Source organism: Metabacillus litoralis, from assembly GCF_003667825.1.
GTDB lineage: Bacteria > Bacillota > Bacilli > Bacillales > Bacillaceae > Metabacillus > Metabacillus litoralis_B.
In genome coordinates this window covers 4,978,137-4,995,107 of record NZ_CP033043.1, presented here as the reverse complement: position 1 = coordinate 4,995,107, position 16,971 = coordinate 4,978,137, and the positions used below count along the sequence as shown (strand labels likewise).

11 protein-coding genes are annotated in these 16,971 nt (G+C 36.6%); 6 read left to right on the top strand and 5 right to left on the bottom strand.

The genetic code is table 11. The features are described 5' to 3' along the window. Positions 1 to 252: 252 nt before the first annotated feature. The 3 genes from D9842_RS24420 to D9842_RS24410 form a co-directional block, all read right to left on the bottom strand. Positions 253 to 1,905, bottom strand: a complete 1,653-nt coding sequence (locus D9842_RS24420) for a methyl-accepting chemotaxis protein (protein WP_121664701.1) — start codon at positions 1,903 to 1,905, stop codon at positions 253 to 255. 9 nt (positions 1,906 to 1,914) lie between these two features. After that, positions 1,915 to 2,883 carry a BMP family lipoprotein gene (locus D9842_RS24415; RefSeq protein WP_162987554.1) on the bottom strand — a complete coding sequence of 323 codons (969 nt, stop codon included), beginning with the start codon at positions 2,881 to 2,883 and terminating at the stop codon, positions 1,915 to 1,917. Between the two features lie 142 nt (positions 2,884 to 3,025). After that, a complete protein-coding gene (locus tag D9842_RS24410) occupies positions 3,026 to 3,886 on the bottom strand; it encodes a CvfB family protein (RefSeq protein WP_121664700.1) in 861 nt (286 codons plus the stop codon). 181 nt (positions 3,887 to 4,067) lie between these two features. On the opposite strand from D9842_RS24410, the gene D9842_RS24405 reads away from it, so the two are divergent. From D9842_RS24405 to D9842_RS24390, 4 genes are all read left to right on the top strand, one after another. Next, a complete protein-coding gene (locus tag D9842_RS24405) occupies positions 4,068 to 4,559 on the top strand; it encodes a YajQ family cyclic di-GMP-binding protein (protein WP_121664699.1) in 492 nt (163 codons plus the stop codon). 908 nt (positions 4,560 to 5,467) lie between these two features. After that, the gene (locus D9842_RS24400) at positions 5,468 to 7,321 is read left to right on the top strand and encodes a bifunctional homocysteine S-methyltransferase/methylenetetrahydrofolate reductase (protein ID WP_121664698.1); all 1,854 of its coding nucleotides are present in this window, start codon (positions 5,468 to 5,470) and stop codon (positions 7,319 to 7,321) included. Further along, complete coding sequence (gene metH / locus D9842_RS24395; RefSeq protein WP_121664697.1) at positions 7,314 to 10,736, top strand: methionine synthase; 3,423 nt, start codon at positions 7,314 to 7,316, stop codon at positions 10,734 to 10,736. Before D9842_RS24400 ends, metH begins: the two co-directional genes overlap by 8 nt. A gap of 656 nt (positions 10,737 to 11,392) precedes the next feature. After that, complete coding sequence (locus tag D9842_RS24390; protein ID WP_121664696.1) at positions 11,393 to 12,019, top strand: FMN-dependent NADH-azoreductase; 627 nt, start codon at positions 11,393 to 11,395, stop codon at positions 12,017 to 12,019. Between the two features lie 278 nt (positions 12,020 to 12,297). Here D9842_RS24390 and D9842_RS24385 read toward each other — a convergent pair whose 3' ends face one another. Beyond that, a complete protein-coding gene (locus D9842_RS24385; protein WP_121664695.1) occupies positions 12,298 to 13,299 on the bottom strand; it encodes a DUF3231 family protein in 1,002 nt (333 codons plus the stop codon). A gap of 152 nt (positions 13,300 to 13,451) precedes the next feature. Between D9842_RS24385 and D9842_RS24380 the strand changes: the two genes are divergently transcribed. Both D9842_RS24380 and D9842_RS24375 read left to right on the top strand, forming a co-directional pair. After that, positions 13,452 to 13,877, top strand: coding sequence for a MarR family winged helix-turn-helix transcriptional regulator (locus D9842_RS24380; RefSeq protein ID WP_121664694.1), 426 nt, complete (start codon positions 13,452 to 13,454; stop codon positions 13,875 to 13,877). Positions 13,878 to 14,017: 140 nt separating this feature from the next. Further along, complete coding sequence (locus tag D9842_RS24375; RefSeq protein WP_121664693.1) at positions 14,018 to 14,890, top strand: SDR family oxidoreductase; 873 nt, start codon at positions 14,018 to 14,020, stop codon at positions 14,888 to 14,890. Positions 14,891 to 15,437: 547 nt separating this feature from the next. Here D9842_RS24375 and D9842_RS24370 read toward each other — a convergent pair. Beyond that, entirely contained in the window at positions 15,438 to 16,661 is a 1,224-nt protein-coding gene (locus tag D9842_RS24370) for an IS110 family RNA-guided transposase (protein WP_121661125.1), read from the bottom strand. Positions 16,662 to 16,971 lie beyond the last annotated feature (310 nt).

The following is a 16,971-nucleotide window of genomic DNA, read 5'->3' as shown; positions in this document are numbered from 1 at the left end:
GTGAAATATTTGCTAAATTACAACTTGTGAATTCTTTTTAAAAAAAATAGTGAAATGGAGCGGAAGACACTTGACTCCTGCGGGAAGTGAGGAAAGGCTGAGACCCCGCAGGCAAAGCCGAGGAGGCTCAGCTTCCTCCCCGGGGAATCTTGTGTCTGGAGCGCAATGGAACGAACCTGTTCTTACCTTTCCTATATAAAAATATACTATACCAAAGCAAAATGCCCCTCACAATATGTGAGGGGCTCTTCCTTATTTCAACTTAAATTTACCAATCGTTTCATTTAAATCATCCGTTAATTCTCTCATTGTAACAACTTTACTTACAATTTTCTCAAACGCTGACAATTGTTCAGTTGTTGACGCGGAAATTTCCTCATTACCTGCTGCCGTTTCCTCAACAACTGCACTAATGCTCTCTACACTATTAAGAACTTTTTCCCCAAATTGTTTCGAAGAATTCATTCCCTCAACTAATGACGTCAAACGTATCATCATTTCATCCACTCGAACACCGATGTTATCAAAAGCCTCTGTTGTCGTATCCATTGAGCTCTTTTGTTCTTCAGCAATGGTCACACCCGCTTGAACAAATTGAGTAATTTCAGAAATGCCTTCTTTTATTTTTGTAACCATCTCAAAAATATGCTTTGTAGAGTTTGTAGATTCCTCTGCAAGCTTTCTCACCTCATCCGCCACAACAGCAAATCCTTTTCCAGCCTCACCTGCTCGTGCTGCCTCTATGGCAGCATTTAAAGCTAGTAAATTAGTTTGATCTGCGATACCTGAAACTGTTTTCGCCATATCTTCAATTTGAGCTGCATAAATCGTAAACGTTTTTGTGGCTTCATCAATTTTTTGAGTTGTATTTTGATTTTTAATCATTAATGAACGCTGAGTTTCAATGGCTTCTTGACCAGACGTAATTGCTGAAACAGCCTCGCTCCCAAAGGTAACAGATTCTTCAGATTTAGTCACGTTACCCTTAAACCCATTATCCATCTGTTCAATTAAAGAAACAGCATCTTGCAAATCATTTGAAATAGACTGAGTACCAATTGACATCTCATTTGTGGAAACTGCCACTTGATTTGTAATAGCAGCTAATCCCTTATTTTCTGTTTCTAAATCTTTAGCAAAGCCTTCAACATCCTTACTCACTGTTTCAACAGAAACTAGTAAGCTTCTTAACTGATCAACCATTTGCTCAAAAGATGTATTTAAAGCACCAAGCTCATCTTTGCCTTTGTACGTAATCGACTCTATAACAAGGTTTCCAGCTGCAATTTCCTCCGCATTCTTTGATAATGCCCTTAACGGACGGGTAATTGAATTTGTCATTCTAAGCGCAATGAACAAGCTGAGTACCACTAGAATGATACTTCCGATTACTGCTGAAACAATTACAAAGGAAATTTGTTTTTGTAGATTTTGTTGTAAAATAGCATATTGCTCATTTGCATATTCATTTAGTAGATGTATGTCATTTAAGATTCCATCTAAACGAACTGATTGACGTTTTGCTTCAGGACCAATCTTATCCTCAAGTGCCGTATTTGCTTCTACTTTCCACTGCTCATACTTAGTTATCGCCTTTTCCAATGTTTCTACACTATTACTGTGAGTGATCCCCTTTTTTAATTCAGCTAGTAATTTGTCACTTTCTGCTATACTAAGCAACACTTCTTCTTTTTGAGCGTCTGTTGCTGTAACCGAAAAATTATTTAACCCTTGCTTTGATGTGTTCAACTTACCTTGTAATTCTTCTATGTTTAATAAATTGGGTACTTCATCTTGAGTAGATGATTGAATAGACAGCATATTATAAATGATAAAAGCAATCATAAACAACGCTAATAGTAGTACACTGATTGAATTAATTAATAGCTTTTTCTTTATTGTCATGTTATCCTCCTAACTGCCACTTGTGAGCTTTTCTTTCCACTCATCAATCGTTTGTTGTTGTTCTTCACTGAATGGTACGACTCTAAGTGGAGCCAAATCGATTCCATTATCTTTAATTCCTAACTCAATATGGCCTTCAGAAATTTTCCCGTCTTTTATTAACTGCTCTGCTAATTGATACATAGCTGTATCAACCTTTTTCAGCATCGATGTGACAACAGCTTTCTCAGCATAAAAATATTGATCCGTGTCTACACCGATGGCCAATACTTTATTTGCCTGGGCCTCCTTTAACATACCAACACCAGTAAAACCAGCTGCCGCATATAAAACATCCACATCTTTTTGAATCATATCACGTGCAATCTGCGCTCCAAGCTGGTCGTTACCGAAGTCTCCTGCATATTTAACTTCCACAGTAATTGAAGGATTTACAGATTTTGCTCCCTCAATAAAGCCATCTTCAAACTTATTAATTAGTGGGACATCATCTCCACCAATAAAACCTAATTTATTTGATTTTGTAGCTAAAGCTGCAACTACACCTGTTAGAAAGCTTCCTTCATCTTCTTTAAATGTAATAGATGTTACATTTTCAAGTTCAGAAACTGCATCAATTAAAATAAAGTGTTGATCAGGATATTTTTTAGCCACCTTCTCTAGGTCGGTTTGCACCATAAAACCTAAACCAACAATAATATCGTGATCTTCTTCAACTAATTCTGTTAAACCTTTTTCATACGTTTCTGATTCTTTAAGTTCTCTATAATCAAATAAAATTCCAAGCTCGTCTCTTGCTTTTGTTAATCCATTAAATGCCGAGTCACTAAAAGATTGATCTCCTAGTCCGACGTCAGACAACATAATACCAATTTTCACCTTGTCATCAACTGAGCTCGCGGTCTCTTGCTGCGAACAACCAGCGGTGATGATCACAAAAACTAAAGCAAACAAGGCTGTTACATTCTTGATGAACATGTTAAAACCTCACTTTATCAATTTTATATCCATTACTTATATCGACAAATCCCGTCATTTTTCCACCCTATTTAGGTATTTTTCTATAAAAAAAGCTTTCACTCTTTTTCATTTAAGAGTGAAAGCTTTTTTAGCTCGATTATTAATTATTTTCTTCTTCTTTAAAGTAAGTCCAGCCATCCTTTTGATAAACTCGATTATTTTTCATTAATAATCCTAAAGCTCGTTTAAATGCTCCCTTACTAAGATTAAAACGTTCTTTTATATCATCAGGATCACTTTTATCTGTAAAAGGCATAGCACCGTTTCTATCCTGCATATATGCATAGATTCTTTCCGCATCACTGCCTTGTGCTTCATGTTTTCGTGGTAATAAAGAAACATTGATTGTTCCATCTTCTTTTACATCAATGACCCTGCCGGTGACTGTCTCGCCTAATCTTGGCTCAACTTCACGTTGGGAGGAATGAATAAACCCTTTGTATCCTTCTTCTGTAAGAATGAACGATCCGGCAACGATCATTCGGTAAACTGTTCCTGTTACTTCCTTGTTGAATAAAGCTCGATCTGCATTCTTAAAGAATGGCTCAACAATTTCTTCTGTTGCTAGTCGTACAAAAAATCGGCCGTTTTTCGAAACCTTTAACGTACAATAAAGCTTGTCCCCTACATTTGGCCACACTTCACGTAAATATGGAAGATGATCTTTAGCTACTAATGCATCCTTGCTTAGCCCAATATCCACAAAAGCGCCCATATCCTCAACGATGTCCACCACTTCAACCCAGCCATATGTATCTTGGGTAATGAACGGCTTTTTCATTGTTGCGTAAAGGCGATCTTGTGCGTCAACACCAAAGAAAACCTCCACCTTTTCTCCTTCTTCAACTTCTCCGATCACTTCATTATTATGTAAAAGAACACGGTCTTTCCCATCTGTTAAAAAGTATCCGTAATCCACCTGCTCATCTATTGTTAGTGTTGCAAAAGTTCCTGGGATCATAAATAATATGTCCTGCCTTTCATCTTATGTTTTATACATTTCCGTATATATTGTAAGTAGATCCGCGGGTAGCCCCGAAGAGTCTCCTCGACAATTGATTCACACTTTTTAGGTAAAAGTTGTGATCATTGTTTTATTTTACTATAATCAACCTATATTATATACGCAATGGAGGATAATTATGGCGAAAGATAGTTCATTTGATATTGTATCAAAAGTTGAGTTTCCAGAAGTTACAAATGCAATCAATATCGCAATGAAAGAAATTGCAACAAGATATGACTTTAAAGGTAGCAAAAGCAATATCAGTCTAGAAAAAGAAGAGCTTGTTTTAGTTTCAGACGATGAATACAAACTAGAGCAGTTAAAAGATGTTCTTCTATCTAAGCTGATTAAGAGAAACGTACCGATTAAAAACATTTCTTATAAAAAGGTTGAAAATGCTTCTGGTGGCACTGTTCGTCAAAAAGCTGAATTGGTTTCAGGAATTGATAAAGATAACGCAAAGAAAATTAATACCATTATTAAAAACACTGGTCTTAAAGTAAAATCTCAAATTCAAGACGACCAAATCCGTGTAACCGGAAAAAGCCGTGATGAGCTTCAGCAAATTATTGCAGCAATCAAAGGTGCTGATTTACCAATTGATGTTCAATTCATCAACTACCGCTAATTAACCGCATAGTTACATATTATAAGTCAGGCCACCAACAACAGCCTGACTTTTCTACTATTATACGCATATTCCCACGATCTCATCATATGCTCTAACTGTCATCGTCTGGAAACACTCACCAAAACTTCCATCTAAAAAAAGCATCACAGACTATTAATTTTAGACAAATCATCATTTTACTATTGATATTTTTCGCAATATTAGATAAATTAGTTGTAATCCTTTTAATACGTTAAAGTTATTAAGAAAAGCGCAAGCGCCTCGTTCAGCTCCGACAAGCATAAGACGATTTAGAATAGAAGGCGCTCTTTGCCTTATATTCTAAATTGGCTTATGACCTCGAGGGGCTAGGCGCTGGAGCTAGATCACTAATATACACTCTTACCTCTTAAGAAAAACGTAACACTTAAGAAAATTTCATATCTTATCAAGAGAAGCTGAGGGACTGGCCCGATGAAGCTTCAGCAACCGGTCCATAACGAGTGAAGTCTGGTTTACTTGATTGACTAAATTTAGAACATAACCCTAAGTCATTTTCTTTTAGCACAGAAAAATAAATAAAAATGACTCGAATAAAGCGCTTTTGTTTGTTCGAAGCATTTTTATTTATTTTTCCAAGGCTTGCCAAGCAAGCCGCTGCAAGCGAAAGCTTGCCGTGCTAAAAGAAAACATCCAACACAAAGTTATAGCTTCTAATCTATGATAGTCTCTATCAAAAACCGTCAATCAAATTCTAAAACCACCCACCAAGACTTCTGCGAGTGCCAAGGTGCTAATTCCAGCAAGCATATTCAACATGCTTGGAAGATAAGGGAAGCTTATTATTATACAGCCTTCTCAACAAGAAGGCTTTTTTTATTAGTATAAATATGATCAATACTCAACTAGATCGGGGGCTCTTATTTATGAATTTTTTAGAAGATTTAAAAAGTAAAATTTTAGTTGCTGACGGTGCAATGGGAACAATGCTTTACTCTCACGGAGTAGATCGCTGCTTTGAAGAATTAAACCTTTCTAAGCCTGAAGATGTGCTTGCTGTACACCAAGCCTATATTGAGGCAGGCGCTAACCTCATCCAAACGAATACATATGGGGCAAACGATATCAAATTGTCTCGTTACGGGTTAGAGGACGACATTAGACAAATCAATAAAAAAGCGATAGAAATTGCAAAAAAAGCTGCAAAAGAGTCAACCTATGTTTTTGGAACAATCGGAGGAATCCGTACCTTTAAAAAGAGTGCTCATAGTATTGAAGAAATTAAACGTAATTTTAGAGAGCAACTCTATCTTTTGCTAAATGAAGATGTGGACGGTCTACTACTCGAAACATTCTATGACTTAGAAGAAATGAAAACTGTTCTTTCAATTGCTCGAAAAGAAACAAATAAACCGATCATTGCAAATGTATCACTCCATGAAGCTGGTGTATTACAGGACGGTACTTCATTAACAGACGGATTTTCTATCTTAGAAGAACTCGGAGCAAACGTAATTGGCTTAAACTGCCGTTTAGGTCCACATCACATGATTCAATCTCTAGAAGAAGTACCTATTCCTGAGAAGGCTTTTCTATCTGTTTTTCCTAATAGCAGCTTACCTGCATTAAATGAGGGTCGTCTTGTCTATGAATCTGATGAAACTTACTTTAAGGAAAGCGCCCTAAAATTTAGAGAACAAGGTGTTAGATTAATAGGCGGGTGCTGTGGTACAACACCAAACCATATTAAAGCGATGGCTGAGGCAATAGCTAATTTAGCCCCTGTACAAACAAAGCAAGTAAAAGTCGCGAAAAAATCGGCAATTGAAGTTCAAGATCAAAAGGTAAACTCCCTCCCACCACTTGAGGAGATTGTGAGAGAAAAGCGCTCGGTTATTGTTGAGCTTGATCCTCCTAAAAAGCTTGGAATGGATAAATTTTTAGAAGGAGCACAAGCACTGCATGATGCAGGAATTGATGCATTAACACTAGCCGATAATTCATTAGCATCCCCTCGTATTAGTAATCTAGCAGCAGGGATTCTAGCAAAAGAAAAAACAGGTGCAAGAACACTAATTCATATTACTTGTCGTGACCGCAATTTAATTGGCTTACAATCTCATTTAATGGGGTTACATTCACTTGGTATGAGTGATGTATTAGCTATCACTGGAGATCCATCTAAAATTGGCGATTTCCCGGGAGCTACATCTGTTTATGATGTTTCATCATTTGATTTAATCAGCTTAATTAAACAATTTAACGAAGGTGTATCTTATTCAGGGAAGCCACTTGGTCAGAAAACAAATTTCTCTGTAGCAGCTGCTTTTAACCCTAACGTACGTCATCTTGATAAGGCTGTTTTAAGACTTGAAAAGAAGATTGCTCATGGTGCGGATTACTTTATTTCACAGCCTTTATACTCAAGTCAACAAATTATCGATGTTTATAATGAAACCAGAAATTTACAAGCTCCAATTTATATCGGCATTATGCCATTAACATCTAGCCGTAATGCAGAATTCATTCACAATGAAATTCCAGGCATTAAGCTTTCTGATTCTATTCGTGAAAAAATGGCAACTGCTGGAAATGACAAAGAAAAGGCTCGTCAAGAAGGCCTGGCCATTGCGAAGGATTTAATTGATACAGCATTTGACTTATTTAATGGAATTTATTTAATTACCCCATTTTTACAATATGACCTGACAGTGGAGTTAACAAATTACATCCATGAAAAGGAAAAACAGCGAGCTGAAAGGAAGATTACCCATGTCTAGCATAAAAAAAGAACTGGAAAAACGAATACTTGTACTCGATGGCGCTATGGGTACAATGATTCAAGCTGCAAACCTAACAGCTGAAGACTTTGGTGGCGAAGAATATGATGGATGTAATGAATACTTAACACTCACTTCGCCTAAAACAATTCAAGACATTCATGAAGCCTATTTAGAAGCAGGCTCAGACATTATCTCAACAAATACGTTCGGTGCTACAAGCCTTGTTCTAGACGAATATGACCTTGGTCATCTAGCATTAGAAGTTAACATTGAATCTGCAAAAATCGCAAAACGTGCTGCTGAGAAATTTTCAACAGCTGAAAAACCACGATATGTTGCAGGAGCAATGGGACCTACAACAAAAACTCTATCTGTTACCGGTGGAACAACGTTTGATACATTAGTAGAAAATTATGAAGAACAAGCAAGAGGGTTAATTCTAGGAGGAGCTGATTTGCTTCTTCTAGAAACAAGTCAGGATATGCTAAACGTAAAAGCAGGTTTCCTTGGCATTCAACAAGCGTTTGAAAACACTGGTAAAGAAATACCTCTTATGGTCTCGGGAACAATTGAACCTATGGGTACTACCCTAGCAGGACAGGATATCGAGGCCTTTTATGTTTCTCTTGAGCATATGAAACCAATTTCAGTTGGATTAAACTGTGCGACAGGTCCAGAATTTATGACAGACCATATCCGTACATTATCAGGCTTAGCAAACACTGCAGTTAGCTGTTATCCAAATGCAGGATTACCTGATGAAGAAGGAAACTATCATGAATCACCAGAATCATTAGCAAAGAAATTAGTTGCTTTTGCAGAGCAAGGCTGGCTTAACCTTGTTGGTGGTTGCTGTGGAACTACTCCTGATCATATTCGTGCTATTACTGAAGCTGTTTCAACAGTCTCTCCTCGTAAAATGGAAGAGATTACAAACGGTCACACCGTTTCTGGTATTGACGCCCTTATTTATGAAGAAGGAATGCGTCCCCTATTTGTTGGTGAACGGACAAACGTTATTGGTTCAAGAAAATTCAAACGCCTTATTGCTGAAGGTAAGATTGAAGAAGCATCTGAAATTGCTAGAGCACAAGTGAAAAATGGTGCACATGTAATTGATATCTGTTTAGCTGACCCTGACAGAGACGAGCTAGAAGATATGGAAGTATTCATCCCAGAGGTTGTGAAGAAGGTTAAAGCTCCTCTTGTTATTGACTCAACAGATGAAAAAGTTATTGAAATAGCATTAAAATATTCGCAAGGAAAAGCCATCATTAACTCAATTAACCTTGAAGATGGTGAAGAACGATTTGATGCAATCGTCCCTCTTGTCAAAAAGTACGGTGGTTCATTAGTTGTTGGAACAATTGATGAAGTTGGAATGGCATTAACAGCTGAAAAGAAACTCGAAGTAGCTATCCGCTCTCATGATCTTTTAGTGAAAAAGCATGGACTAAAAGCCAGTGACTTAATTTTTGATCCGCTCGTCTTCCCAGTTGGAACTGGTGATGAGCAGTACATTGGTTCTGCTAATGAAACAGTTCGCGGTATTCAGCTCATTAAAGAAAAATTACCTGAATGCTTAACAATCCTTGGAGTAAGTAACGTTTCCTTTGGTCTTCCTCCTGTCGGTCGTGAAGTATTAAATGCTGTTTATCTCTATCACTGTACACAAGCAGGCCTAGATTACGCGATCGTTAATACAGAAAAACTAGAGCGTTTCGCCTCTATTCCTAAAGAAGAAATCGAAATGGCAGAAAATCTTTTATTTAAAACAACAGATGAGTCGCTTGCGAAATTCACTGCCTTTTATCGTGGAAAGAAAAAAGAAGACAAAAAACCTGTCCAAAATCTTTCATTAGAAGAAAGATTAGCAAACTATATAGTAGAAGGAACAAAAGAAGGCCTTATTCCTGACTTAGAGTTGGCTCTTAAGAAATATCCAGAACCTCTTGATATTATTAATGGACCTTTAATGACGGGTATGGCCGAGGTTGGTGTACTTTTTAACGATAATCAGCTTATCGTTGCCGAGGTATTACAAAGCGCCGAAGTGATGAAGGCCTCTGTTTCTTACCTAGAGCAGTTCATGGAAAAACGTGATGACAGCGGAAAAGGAAAAATCCTTCTTGCCACTGTTAAGGGTGATGTTCATGATATCGGAAAAAACCTTGTTGATATTATTTTAAGTAATAACGGTTATAGAGTAGTTGATCTTGGAATTAAAGTAACACCTCAAACACTTATTCAAGCTGTGAAAGATGAAAAGCCGGATCTAATTGGTTTATCTGGTTTACTTGTTAAATCAGCTCAGCAAATGGTGATTACAGCACAAGATCTGCATAAAGCAAACTGTGACCTTCCGATTTTAGTTGGTGGAGCAGCTCTTTCTAGAAAGTTTACAAGAATGAAGATAGCTCCTGAATACAACGGTCCTGTTGTTTATGCAAAAGACGCAATGGATGGTTTATCGCTTGCTAATCAATTACGAACTTCACCTGAATTATTTGCTCAAAAAGAAGCAGCAGTTGCAGAAGAAACAAAAACGAAAGCTGCTCCGTCTCAGGCTGTGACTGATTTATTAATCAAACGCGGAAATCTAAGTGAAGCACCAATTTTCACTCCTAATGATACGAAACGACATATTATTAGAGACATTGACTTATCGCAAATCATCCCTTATGTGAATATGCAAATGCTCATTGGTCATCACCTTGGCTTAAAAGGAAAAATTAAAGAATTAGTGAAGAAAAAAGATCCAAAAGCACTTGAGCTTGTTGAGCTCATCCAGGAGCTCCTTAAGGATGGTGCAAAGCAAAAATGGTTTAAGCCAGCTGCTGTGTATCAGTTCTTCCCTTCCTATAGTGAAGGAAACAAGCTACACATTTTGAATCCGGACAATACCGATTCTATTTTACAAACGTATGATTTTCCAAGACAGGAAAAGGTGCCACATCGTTGTATTTCTGACTATGTGCGTCCTAAGCAGGATAATGGGTTTGATTATGTAGCCATGTTTGCTGTAACAGCAGGCAGTCAAATTCGTGAACTAGCACAAGGCTTTAAAGAACAAGGCGACTATTTAAAGAGCCATGCTGTTCAAGCCCTTGCTCTTGAGCTTGCAGAAGGATTAGCTGAACGAACTCACCAATTAATTCGTGACCGTTGGGGCTTCCCTGATGCACCTGACTTTACAATGGATCAACGTTTTTCAGCTAAATATCAAGGTCAACGCTTTTCATTTGGATATCCAGCTTGCCCAGACCTTGAAGACCAAGAAAAGCTATTCAAAGCGCTCCGACCAGAAGATATCGGAATTCAATTAACAGACGGCTTCATGATGGAACCAGAGGCTTCTGTTACCGCAATAGTCGTGTCTCATCCGGAAGCGAAATATTTTAATGTTATGTAGTTTGATATTTAAAGCCCTGAAACTAATTTGTTTCAGGGCTTTAAACTTTATTTAGCCGCAGCTTGAGGTAAATCTATTAACTTTCATTAAAAATCTATCAACTTCTTCTTAGAATCTATCAACTATTATCGAAAATCTATCAACTTTATTTAAAAATCGATCATCTAACAAATTCCGAGAAATTTCCGGAGTTTATTTCGTACAAATTTTGACCATCTTTAACTGATCACACTACTTTCTTGCAACTTCACACGCTATTTTTGCTATTACAACTATCTATTTCGCAGCCATTATTATCTTATATGAAACTTTCCCCATATTTTTGCAACTTCTATTGATTTAAGACTTTTTTGCTAGAAAAACTCATCCTTTTGACCGACCACAATTAAATACTAAAAAGATATACTTGGTCTATACAAAAAATTACTCCCCATTGAAGGGGTAACTAGCAAGCTTCTTAACCCTAATACAATTAAGATATTTTTATAAAAACTTATTATTTGACACATCTTTCTTAATTGATTAGAATCAACTATGTTATTTAGTATGCACAACAACTATTCTTATATTAATAAATACCTAAGTAATGGTTGATATTTATCACAAAACAGTTGCTATAGCAACATCTTTACGTAAATATATTAGGAGGAATTATTATGTCAAACGTATTATTTATTAAAGCAAATTCACGCCCTACTGAACAGGCTGTAAGTGTTCAATTATATGAGGCTTTTTTACAAAGCTATAAAGAATCTCATCCTGAAGATACAGTTACAGAGCTTGATCTTTTCCAAGAAAACTTACCTTACTATGGAGTAGACATGATTAACGGAATGTTCAAACGTGGTAAAGGAATGGAATTAACATCTGAAGAAGAACTTGCAGCAAATACAGTTCAAAAATATTTGGATCAATTCCTTGCAGCAGATAAAGTTGTTTTCGCCTTCCCACTTTGGAACTTCTCAGTTCCTGCTGTTCTTCACACGTACATGGATTACTTATGTCAAGCAGGAACAACATTCAAATATACAGCAGAAGGTCCAGTGGGATTATTAGCTGATAAAAAAGTTGTCCTTTTAAATGCACGTGGTGGCGTTTATTCTGAAGGTCCTGCTGCGTCAAAAGAAATGTCGGTCAACTATGTAAAAACACTTTTAGATTTCTTTGGTATTAAAGAAACAACAGACGTAATAGTTGAAGGTCATAACCAATTCCCTGACCGTACGAGCGAAATTATTGAAGCTGGTATTCAAAAAGCTGCATCTGTTGCTACTCAATTCTAATCAAGCCATTTTTGATCTGGAATATAACACTTGAAAAAGATAAATACTAAGTAAGTGTTAGATAAGTAACACAAAACTGCGGTGCGGAGGGATTTCTTTGACGATTCTTAGCATGATCATAAACTTATTGATTAGGTTTTATAGAGGACTATTCACGATTAGTAGAGAAGTTTCAAAACTAACATACAGAATGAATGTTCCTTCTTTCATTTAAGAATAAAAAAGAAAAACCCATGCATATGCAAAAAAAGCGAGCACATTACTGCTCGCTTTTTCATTTACTTTTTCCTAGCTAAAGCAGCTCGGTCATCTATAGATGGAGGTTGTTCAAACCAACCGTTTTTTATTAATATATTCGCCCCATCTTCAGCATAAATCCCTATCTCTGCAAGTAATCTCATGTATTTTAAAATAACGTCTTTTCTTTGGCAAGTTGATAAGGCGGTACCATAATAGCCTACTGTTACTGAAACTAATGACACGATATGGAACAGCATAAGTTTGTCAGAAAATGGAGAGACAGTGGTATTAGATACTTCAGACGTCCAATTTCTTGGTGATGGCAAATTATCTTCTGTTAAAATTTGCGTGAAAACATCAATATGCTTTTTACATATATTTGCCCCTCTTTGAAAATATTCTCTTACTTCTTTTGAGTGACAAACTTGGCTAAAACCAATTTCTAAATCAATTTTCACAATCGTTTTTTGCATATTGTAATAAATATTTCCTACTTCAATTCCGTTTAAAGGTCTCTTTTTTGTAAACCAGCCACCCAAATAATTTTGCTTATCCACAACATCTGTTTCATGCGGAGCATTAATGTATGGTGGTCGACTAAATACACCTTTATGTAGCATTAATTCAATTATTTTATCATATAAAGTTGTAGCCTCTTGATTACATTTTATGAAATATTCTCTTTGGTCAGCTCTCACCGATGTTCCAACCGCTAGTGAATAGCTATTCATTCCATGGAGGGTCATCACGTAGAGATACTGCATCATGAAGTTATTTGAAAACAATGGTGGTGCATTAAGGTTAATATCTTCCTCTGTAAATCCTTTTGGTATAGGATACTCTTCCTTTTTTAATAATTCCTTCACTTTTTCCACATGTGTTTTGGATAAGTTCAATGCAAATTCTAGGATTGATTTTACTTCGTCGTCCTTTACCGTCTTAATAAAATAAGTTAAAACACAAACCGACATACTATCATTCATATATTGACCCCAAAGTGCAGTAATCTCAGGCCCAGTTAATCGAACATTTTGAGTCATAATAACCTCCTTTCCTCAGATTATTTGTTAAGTGATTATTTTTCATTCATTATCCTCAGTACTTGATCATTTTCCTCATCAAATTGACAAGATCGTGCTATAACTCTAAACTTATGAATAGACATATTTAGTAAATTATAGGAGCCGTATAAATGACACTTTCTTTAAACGACTATATTAGTATTTTCATTCACCAAACTGACTTGGAATTAACCAGTTATGTTAAAAATAAATTATCACCCTTTAATATTGCTCCCGAGCAAAACTTAATTATGATGCTACTTTGGGAACATGACGGACGTAGTCAAAATGAAATTGCAACCAAGTTGAATAAAGATAAAACCAACATTGCAAGAATGTCATACGGCCTTGAACAAAAAGGCTTTATAAAAAGAAGAATGTGTCCAAATGACCGCCGAGTTCAACGGTTATATTTAACTGATAGTGGACTCAAGCTTAAAAAGCATATTATTCCAATTGCTGAACAGTTTAACACTCTTGTATGTCAAAATATCACCACCGAAGAGCTCGATCAGCTTAGAAAAATCCTCCTAAAAATGCGCGCAAATTTAATATGATGCTTTAGAAACCTGATGAAGGTTTCTTTTTATTTTGTTTACCTTCTTTTCTAATCGGGAATATCAATACCACTTCAACAACATACTTTTCAGCTTTCTTCACATAATATGACAGGATAAAAGATGAGGAGGTAATTTATTTGAGCAATAATCAAAATCAACAAAAGCAAACAATGCCACCACAGCATCAGGATGTGCAACCTGGTCATGAGGATATGATGAATCCACAACCAAAATTTGATGATACTTCTTATACAGGAAGTGGCAAACTGAAAAATAAAGTAGCGATCATCACTGGTGGAGATAGCGGGATTGGACGAGCTGTTGCCGTGTTTTTTGCAAAAGAAGGTGCAAATGTTGTGATTTCTTACTTAAATGAACAAAAAGATGCAGAAGAAACGCAAAAGCATGTTGAAGCACAAGGTCAAAAATGCTTACTTGTAGCAGGTGATATCGGAGATGAGTCTGTTTGTCAGCAAATTGTTTCAAAAACAATGGATACATTTGGACAACTCGACATTGTGGTTAATAATGCAGCTGAACAACATCCACAAAAAAGCATTGAAGATATAACAAGCGAACAATTAGAAAGAACATTTAAAACAAATATTTTCTCGTTTTTCTATTTAACAAAAGCTGCACTTCCTCATTTAAAGAAAGGCAGTGCAATTGTTAACACCTCTTCTGTAACGGCATACGCAGGAAATGAACAGCTTCTTGATTATTCTGCCACAAAAGGTGCAATTACGACCTTTACAAGATCACTTGCACTTTCACTTGCAGGAAAAGGAATTAGAGTAAATGGTGTTGCACCAGGTCCTATTTGGACGCCACTCATTCCTTCAACCTTCCCTGCTGATCAGGTTGCAACATTTGGCTCAAACGTACCAATGAAGCGACCAGGCCAACCTGAGGAACTTGCTCCTGCTTATGTATTTTTAGCAAGTGACGATTCTTCCTACATGTCTGGTCAAATGATCCATGTTAATGGTGGGAAAATTGTTAATGGGTAATTAATTAAAAAGGCTGAAGTACAAATTACGAATTAACATTGCCTTTCGTATAGTAATTCGCACGCAATTTGGCAAGTAAATAAGCAAATAAAAATGCTTGGAGACATATATATTCTCCAAGCATTTTTATACCAAAATAACCCAATTAAGCGATTTGCAAATTTTAAAAATCGCCAGGAAATAGCTACTAAAATAAGCGGAGAAACTCCTCTTATTGAGGAAATAGCACAAAAAAAAGATGAAATAGATGGAAAGATTCCGCCTATTTAATCAAAAAAGATGAAATTGGACCATTTTCCTTTACTTAACCGGAAAAACTTCGCTTAAATCCCCCAAACCGATCTCCATACTTCAGTCTAAACGGAAAAACTCCGCTTATTTCTTACGATTAGTCAAGCGTATTTCAGTTAATTCGTTTATATTTTTTTATTAGATGTATTTGGGAGGGGTACCCCTCCCAAATACATCTAAATTTTCCCATGACAAAAAGACCTCACGATATTCTTTTTTTCGAAAGGTCAGTGTGCTATAGTGAATATAAACTTGGCTACGATTTCTGAGCTGGTAGTGCGGACTCATAATCGTAAAGTATGCCGTGTGTCAGTAACTGAAACGTCACTTTCAGAAACTTATTGATACACGCCACAATCGCGACCTTATGAGGCTTTCTCTGAGGTTGCGTTTTTAATTTGTAATAATAGTCTACTAAATGATTAGGTTTTCCTTTTGCCATAAGCATCGTACAAATCATAAAAAATAAAATCTTCCGTAGCTTCTTATTTCCTCGTTTATTAATACGATCACGGTATTGTGTATTACCAGATTGATAGCGCATAATATCGATGCCAACGTAAGCGTTCAGTTGTTTCGCGTTTTTAAATCGGCGAATATCACCTAGTTCGCCAATAAGTCTGCACGCTGTTGTATCACCAATCCCCGGAAAAGAGCGTAATACGGTATATTCCATTCTTCCTTCAGACATCATAACCATTTGTTTCACAAGCTGGTCTTTCTTTTCCATTAAATCCGCAATACGTCGGGCGTAATCGCGTACTTGATTACAACGAATATCCGTTGGTTCAATGGCAGGATATGAATTTTTCGCAGCTTCTAATAACACGATGGCTTTTTTCTCTGCACGTTCTAGTGAAAGTTTTTTACGTGTATTGCTTTTTAAACGATTTTTAATAATTGTCTTTGAATGAGCTAATAATAGTGCTGGGTGTGGATACAATTGCACAAAATTTAAAAATAGTGCTGAACTCGGTGAAATAAGTCGTTCCAACTCTGGAAATGAAACATGTAAAATGGCATGCATACGATTGCGTAAAAGAATAAGTTCTTCTTCAATTTCGTCATAATAACGAGTAATCGCCCGCATCTGTTCATAATAATCATTCTGCACATACGTCGTTTCACGTTCCAATTTAATGTGGGTTTTCGCTAACTCATGGGCATCGCTAATATCGGTTTTGTGTCGACGCATTGAAGCCATTTGTAGGTTCGCTTCAAGAGGGTTCATGCGACAGTAAGTATGTCCGTGATCCCGTAGAAACTTCTCAACTGATTTTGAATAGACACCCGTCGCCTCAAATACGATTTCAGGAGCTTGTCCATCAAGAGCTGTTATTTCCTTAATACGAAGGTGTAGCTGCTCAAAATCAATGCGTGTATGATACAATTCCCCTTCAAATTCACATTGTCTATAGCCATCATAAATGGCAATGGTACTTTTCCCTTTACTTACATCAAGAGCGATGACATGTTTCATATAAATATTCTCCTTTTATAACCAATCATAGAAGCCTTCACAGTACCTTAACGATTCCATTTTCTTATACACGATCTCTAGGACCCAACATACTAAACTGATTCAAACAAGGGTGTGAAGTTGGCCGGTTTAAAATACGGACTCTAACATGGTCCCATAAGCGGATCGACCTTCCTTCACTTCTACTATAAAAAAATAGTAGCACAAACCATGGCCTTGGTTTGTGCTACTAATGTTAGTATGTTTAAACTATCGTTGACTGCTAATTATATGCTAATTTAGCTATGTATTTGGAAACCGAACCTCTTAC